This window comes from Kitasatospora sp. NPDC001540 (genome assembly GCF_042894345.1).
Lineage (GTDB): Bacteria > Actinomycetota > Actinomycetes > Streptomycetales > Streptomycetaceae > Kitasatospora > Kitasatospora phosalacinea_C.
In genome coordinates, this window is the sequence record NZ_JBIAVO010000009.1 from 218,027 (window position 1) to 224,029 (window position 6,003).

The 6,003-nt window shown below is 76.7% G+C and carries 5 protein-coding genes and 1 pseudogene; 3 read left to right on the forward strand and 3 right to left on the reverse strand.

The window, feature by feature from the left end; translation table 11 throughout:
• Nucleotides 1-155 precede the first annotated feature (155 nt).
• A complete protein-coding gene (locus ACFY00_RS14530; RefSeq protein WP_388031073.1) occupies nt 156-1,160 on the reverse strand; it encodes an aldo/keto reductase family protein in 1,005 nt (334 codons plus the stop codon).
• 197 nt (nt 1,161-1,357) lie between these two features.
• Here ACFY00_RS14530 and ACFY00_RS14535 point away from each other — a divergent pair, with 197 nt between their 5' ends.
• Together ACFY00_RS14535 and ACFY00_RS14540 are read left to right on the forward strand one after the other, a co-directional pair.
• On the forward strand, nt 1,358-2,452 hold the full coding sequence (locus tag ACFY00_RS14535; protein WP_388031076.1) for an Acg family FMN-binding oxidoreductase: 1,095 nt from the start codon (nt 1,358-1,360) through the stop codon (nt 2,450-2,452).
• A gap of 90 nt (nt 2,453-2,542) precedes the next feature.
• Entirely contained in the window at nt 2,543-2,884 is a 342-nt protein-coding gene (locus tag ACFY00_RS14540) for a DUF5713 family protein (protein ID WP_388031078.1), read from the forward strand.
• Between the two features lie 16 nt (nt 2,885-2,900).
• On the opposite strand, the gene ACFY00_RS14545 is transcribed toward ACFY00_RS14540, so the two are convergent.
• Nucleotides 2,901-3,743 (reverse strand): class I SAM-dependent methyltransferase, encoded by an 843-nt coding sequence (locus tag ACFY00_RS14545; RefSeq protein WP_388031080.1) that lies wholly within the window; start codon nt 3,741-3,743, stop codon nt 2,901-2,903.
• Between the two features lie 86 nt (nt 3,744-3,829).
• On the opposite strand from ACFY00_RS14545, the gene ACFY00_RS14550 reads away from it, so the two are divergent.
• Nucleotides 3,830-5,815, forward strand: coding sequence for a hypothetical protein (locus ACFY00_RS14550; RefSeq protein ID WP_388031083.1), 1,986 nt, complete (start codon nt 3,830-3,832; stop codon nt 5,813-5,815).
• 80 nt (nt 5,816-5,895) lie between these two features.
• Here the strand turns inward: ACFY00_RS14550 and ACFY00_RS14555 are convergent.
• A pseudogene (locus tag ACFY00_RS14555) lies at nt 5,896-6,003 on the reverse strand (electron transfer flavoprotein subunit alpha/FixB family protein); the annotation flags it as partial.

Here is a 6,003-nt window from a genome sequence, read left to right on the forward strand (position 1 = left end):
GGGGGGGGGGGGGGCGCCGCCCGCGCCGGGGGGGGGGGGGGGGGGGGGGGGGGGGGGGGGGCGCCCGGGGCGGGGTCCGGGGCGGGGTCCGGGGCGCTGACGGCCTTGGCGATGCGTTCCCCCCCCCCCCCCCCCCGCGGGTGGTTCCGGGGAGATCAGGGGCGGGTCCTGGGGGCGTTCTCCGCCGTCCGGGCCGGGTCGAACTCGGCGACGGGGGACAGGATCTCGTCCATCCTGGAGAGCAGCGCGGGCTCCAGCTTCACGCCTGCGGCCTTGACGTTCTCGGTGACCTGCTCGGGGCGGGAGGCGCCGATGATCGCGGCGGACACGTTCGGGTTCTGCAGCACCCAGGCGACGGCGAGCTGGGCCAGCGACAGCCCTGCCTCCGCGGCGAGCGGCTGCAACAGCTGTACGCGCTCCAGGACTTCGGGCCGCAGCCAGCGCGCCACGAAGTTCGCGCCGCCCTTCTCGTCGGTGGCCCGGGACCCGGCCGGCGGCTCGGCGCCCGGCTTGTACTTGCCGGTCAGCACGCCCTGCGCGATCGGCGACCAGACCACCTGGCCGATGCCCAACTCCTCGCAGGTCGGCACCACTTCACCCTCGATGACCCGCCACAGCGCGCTGTACTGCGGCTGGCTGGAGACGAACGGGACGCGCAGCTCGCGGGCCAGCGCGTGCCCGGCCCGGATCTGGTCGGCGGTCCACTCGGAGACGCCGATGTACAGGGCCTTGCCGGAGCGGACCACGTCGGCGAACGCCTCCATGGTCTCCTCCAGCGGGGTGGAGGGGTCGTAGCGGTGCGCCTGGTAGACGTCCACGTAGTCGGTCTGCAGGCGGCGCAGCGAGCCGTCGATCGACTCCATGACGTGCTTGCGCCCCAGCCCGCGGTCGTTGCGGCCGGGCCCGGTCGGCCAGAACACCTTGGTGAGGATCTCCAGCCCCTCGCGGCGCTCGCCCTTGAGCGCCCGGCCGAGGACCGACTCGGCACGCGTCTCGGCGTACACGTCGGCGGTGTCGAAGGTGGTGATCCCCGCGTCGAGGGCGGCGCGGATGCACGCGGCCGCGGTGTCCTCCTCGACCTGCGAACCGTGGGTGAGCCAGTTCCCGTACGCGATCTCGCTGATGATCAGGCCGCTGCGGCCCAGGTGGCGGAATTCCATGGTCGGTACGGTACGCCAGGGGCGGCGGGCGGTGCGGGCACCGACGCGGGGCGGGGGCGGGGGCGGGGCGGGGAGGAAGGGGGCGGAGGCCGTCCGGCCCGGGCCTTTGGGCTCTACCGGGCGGGGTGGGGCAGGCGCAGGATCGAGGCACGGAAGGTGGGGGAACGCGACGAGGATGCGGCGAGGAGTGATCCGCGATGACCGAGTCGATGACCGGGTCGATGACCGATTCGATGGCGGGGCCGACGGTCGGTGCCGGAGTGCCGGGCGGGCCGAGCGCGGCGGAGCTGCGGGCGTTGGTGGCGGCGGCCGGGGCCGCGCCGTCGCTGCACAACGCGCAGCCGTGGCGGTTCCGGCCGACCGCGGACGGGCCCGGGGTGCTGGTGTTCGCCGACCCGGCGCGGGCGGTGCCGCTGGCCGATCCGGACGGGCGCGGGATGCTGCTGTCGGTCGGGGCGGCGCTGTTCAACCTGCGCGTCGCGGCCGCACAACTCGGGCTGCCGGTGGAGGAGTTGGACCTGCTGCCCGGGCCGCTCGGCGCCGTCGGGCCGGATGGGCCGGTCGCGGTGGTGCGCTTCGGGCCGCGTGGAGTCCCCGATGAACCGGTCGAGTTGGCGGAGTTGGCCGCGACGATCGGCCGACGGCGCTCCAGCCGTGAGCCGTTCGGGAACCGGGACGTGCCCGAGGCGGTGATCGGCGAACTGGTCGAGGCCGCCGCCGACGAGGACGCCGTGCTGGAGGTGCTCGAGGAGGCCGAGGCGCGCCGGGTGCTGGCGCTCACCGCGGAGGCCGAGGCACGGATCGTCGCGGACGCCGCCCGCCGTGCGGAGACCGCGGGTTGGCTGCGCGCGGAACCGGCGGGGGCGCTGGGTGCGGAGGGCCCCGCCGAGACGGTGCGGGACGGCATCCCGGAGCGGGCGCTCGGCCCGCAGGACCACGAAGCCCGGGTTCCCGTACGGGACTTCGCCGGGCGCGGGCCGGTGCGCACCCAGCGCTTCGAAGCGCTGCCGCAGGTCGCGACCATCGCCACCCGTGGCGACGCGGCCGCCGACTGGCTGCGGGCCGGGCAGGCGATGGAACGGGTGTGGCTGGTGGCCACCGCCCGCGGGCTGCGGGTCTCGGTGCTCCACCAGGCGGTCGAACTCCCGGACACCCGATGGCGGTTGCGCGACCCGGAGAGCGGCATCGGCACCGTGCAGGTGGTGCTGAGGGTCGGCTACGGCCCGCCCGGCGCCGCCACCCCGCGCCGGGACGTCGACGACCTGCTCCGCGGCCCCACCGGGGAGGGCTGAGCGGCCCGGCGGCGCCGTCCGCGCCCGCTGTCGGTGCTCCGGGGCATAATCGGGCCGCAGGAGATCCTTCGATCCGGGCGGAGCAACGGCATGGCGATCACGAACGAGCGGGTGGCGGGGTACGAGTTCCTGCGGCCGATGCGCGGGGACGGCTACTACCCGGCGCACCTGGTCGCCAAGGGCGGCGACATCCTGTACGCGCTGTGCGAGCGGATCGAGGCCGAACCCCCGCGCGGGCTCGACGAGTTGTACGAGCTGACGCAGGTCGCGACGGAGCAGTTCAACCTGCTGGCGGAGGAGTTCGACGCCGCGGACAGCGAGATCGAGACCGTCGCGCGCGAGGCGATCGCCGAGGACTTCGGCCACATCGCGCAGGCGTACGGCTTCGCGGACGCCGACGTGGAGGAGCTGGTCGCCGTCCGCGAGTGGTGAGACCGGGCGGCCGGGCTCAGCGGAGGGCGGTGGCCAGCAGCGCGCGGTGCGGGAGCAGCAGGGCGTCCGGGGTGCTCGGGTCGCCGGTGCGGTACTCGGCGGCGAGCCGCTCGTAGTGGCCGCGGGCCGCGGCGCGGACCTCGGGCGACTGGGCGAGCAGGGTCAGCCCGATCGTGGCGACGCCGGACGCCGGGCCGCTCCACCACTCGTCCAGCGTGGTCGCGTGGTCGAAGTCGAGGGTGCGGCAGTCGGCCTCGCGCAGTCCGGCGGCGGTGAGCAGCCCGGCCAGGCCGTCGGTGGTGCGCGGGAAGTCGTCGGCCGGGTCGAGCGGGCCCAGGTGCGGCGGACGGACCGCACCGGCGGCCTGCAGGGCGCGCGGGACCAGGGTCTGACCCGGAGCGGGGCTGCCCGACCAGATGGTCAGCGCGAGGCGGCCGCCCGGGCGCAGCACCCGGCGAAGCTCGGCCAGGGCCAGCAGCGGACGGCCCACGTGGTTGAGCACGAAGTTGGCCACCACCGCATCGAACTCGCCGTCCTGAAACGGGAGTTCGGGCAGCGTGGCGAGGAGGGCGCGGGCCTGCGGGGCGTGGCGGCGGGCGAGTTCGAGCATGCTCGGCTCGGCGTCCACGGCCGTGACCCGGGCCCCACGCGCACCCGCGGCGGCGGCGACGGTGCCCGGCCCCGTCCCGACGTCCAGCACCCGGCTGCCCGCCGACACGCCCGCCGCGTCCAGCAGTTCGCCCACCGGGCGGGCGCACAGCCGACCGAACGAGGCCGCGTAGGCGTCGCCGCGCCCGGCCCAGGCGGTGCGCTCGTTGGCGTCGAAAGCGGTGCTCGAAGACGGTGCGGCCTGCGACACGGGTCCCCCTCGTTCCGGTGGTCGGTGGACGATCATAGGGCAGGGGGACGGGCGGGTCGGGCCCCGGGTGTGAGAGAGTCCGCGGCATGTGGGAGGGACTGGACGCCGTCGACTGGGCCGCGTTGACACACAACTACGGCAGCGCGCAGGACCTGCCGGAGTTGCTGCGGGCCTGCGCGGGGGACGATCGGGAGGAGGCCGAGGACGCGGTCTCGGAACTCTCCAACAGCTTCTTCCACGACGGGGGTTGGATCTGTTCGGCGGCCCCCGCCGCGCTGCCGTTCGTGCTGCGGATGGCGGCCGACGCGAGCCTCGCACCGGGCGTCCGGGAGTGGCTGCTGGAGTTGGTCGGCGACCTGGCCGCGGACGCCCCCAGGGGCGGACCGGGCGTCGACCCCGGCTGGTGGCCCGCCTGGGAGCGCGCGCTGCCGCACCTCCTCGCGCTGCTCGGCGATCCGCTGCCCGTGATCCGCCGCCGGGCCTCCCGTGCGCTGCGGTGCTGCGACACGCCAGGAGAGCAACTGCTGCCCGGACTGCTCGCGGCCCTGGCGGCGGAGGACGACCCGGCGCTCCGGCTCGACCTGCTGCTGACCCTGGGTCGCGCCGCCCGGCGCGAACCCGCCGGGCCGCACGGCCCCGAGGCGCTGGGCCTGCTGCGGGCCCTGCTCGCGGACGGCGACAGCCTCCAGGAACGCCACGCCGCCCTGCTCGCCCTCGTTCCGGAGGAACCCGAACTCCCGGCTGGCCATGCCGAGTTGCTGGTCGCAGCGCTGCGCGACCCCGACGCCCGGCAGTGGGCGGAGCAGGGGGCCCTGACCCGCGTCTACAGCCGCACGACAGCGCTGTTCGCCGCGCCCGGACCGGCCGCGGCCTTCGTCCGCGCACTGCTCCGCGACCACCCCGACGCCGCGCACCGCGCCGCCGCCCTGGAGCAGGCCGGCGCCCTGCTCGCCGAGTGGCGCTCACCCACGGCCGACCTGCTGCCCGTGCTCGCCGCCCGCCTCGACGACCCCGCGCCCGAGGTGCGCCGCCTCGCGCTCGACCTGCTCGCCTGCCTCGGACCGGCCGCCGTCACCCCGCACGCCGACCGGATCGCGGCCCTGCTGGAGGACGACCCGGTCGCCGACACCGCGCTCTGGGCCCTCGCCCGCGGCGGCGACCCGCGCTGCGTGCCCGCCCTGCGGGGCGCTCCGGCGGGTTTCGGCAGCTCAGGGCAGCACTTCGGGCTGGGTGTCCGCGGGCACTGGCCCGTCCTGCCCGCGCTGCACGAGGTGCTGGCCCTGCTGCCCGGCCACGCGCAGGACCTGATGCCCGTGGTCGAGCAGGAACTCGCCAGGCAGGGGGACCGGACGGTGGCCCACCGGTTCGGCACCGTGCTGGCCGGGTGGGGCACCGCGAGCCGGACCGCCGTCGAGCGGCTGCTCGACCTGCTGGCCGAGGAGCTCAGCTGGGCCCCCGCCGCCGGGGCGCTCGCGCTTCTCGGCCCCGGGGTGCTCGGTGCCGACGCCGCCGCGCGGGCCAGGGAGATGCTCTACGCACGGATGAACGGAGCCGACGGCGGTACGGACACGGGTGCCGGTGCCGGTGCCGGTGCCGGTGCCGGGACTGCGGCCTGGGCGTGCTGGCGGCTCGGCGGCGACCCGGAGGCCGCCGTCGACGCCCTCGCCGCGCACCTGCACCGGCCCGCCGCGCTGCGGATGCTCGCCGACCTCGGCCCGCACGCGGCACGCTGCGCCGGGCGGTTGCGCGTCCGGGCCGCCGACCGGGACGCCTGGGTCGGGGTCGAGGCCGCGGGCGCCCTGTGGGCGGCGACCGGGGAGGCCGAGGCGGCCGTCCCGGCGCTGCTGTCCGCCCTGCGCGGCCTCGAGGAGGGGCGTCACCTGCCCGTCATGCCCACCGCCGTCCGGCAGTTGGCCCGGATCGGCCCCGCCGCCCGGCCCGCCGCCCCGCTGCTGCGGGCCGCCCTCGCGGGGGACCGCCGACTGCGCAGCAACGCGGCCTGGCGCGGCTTCGTCGAGGACGAGGAACTGCGGACGGCGGCGGCCGAAGCGCTGGTGGCCGTCCAGGGGTGAGCGGACGGACGGCAGCAGGGCGCGACCGTGGCGGTCGCGCCCTGCGTGCGGGTGGAGCTAGCCGGCGGGTCGAGGCGGTGTCAGCCCGCCTTGACCTCGTCGGTGAGCTGGGGCAGGACGGTGAAGAGGTCGCCGACGACGCCGTAGTCGACGAGTTCGAAGATCGGGGCTTCGGGGTCCTTGTTGAC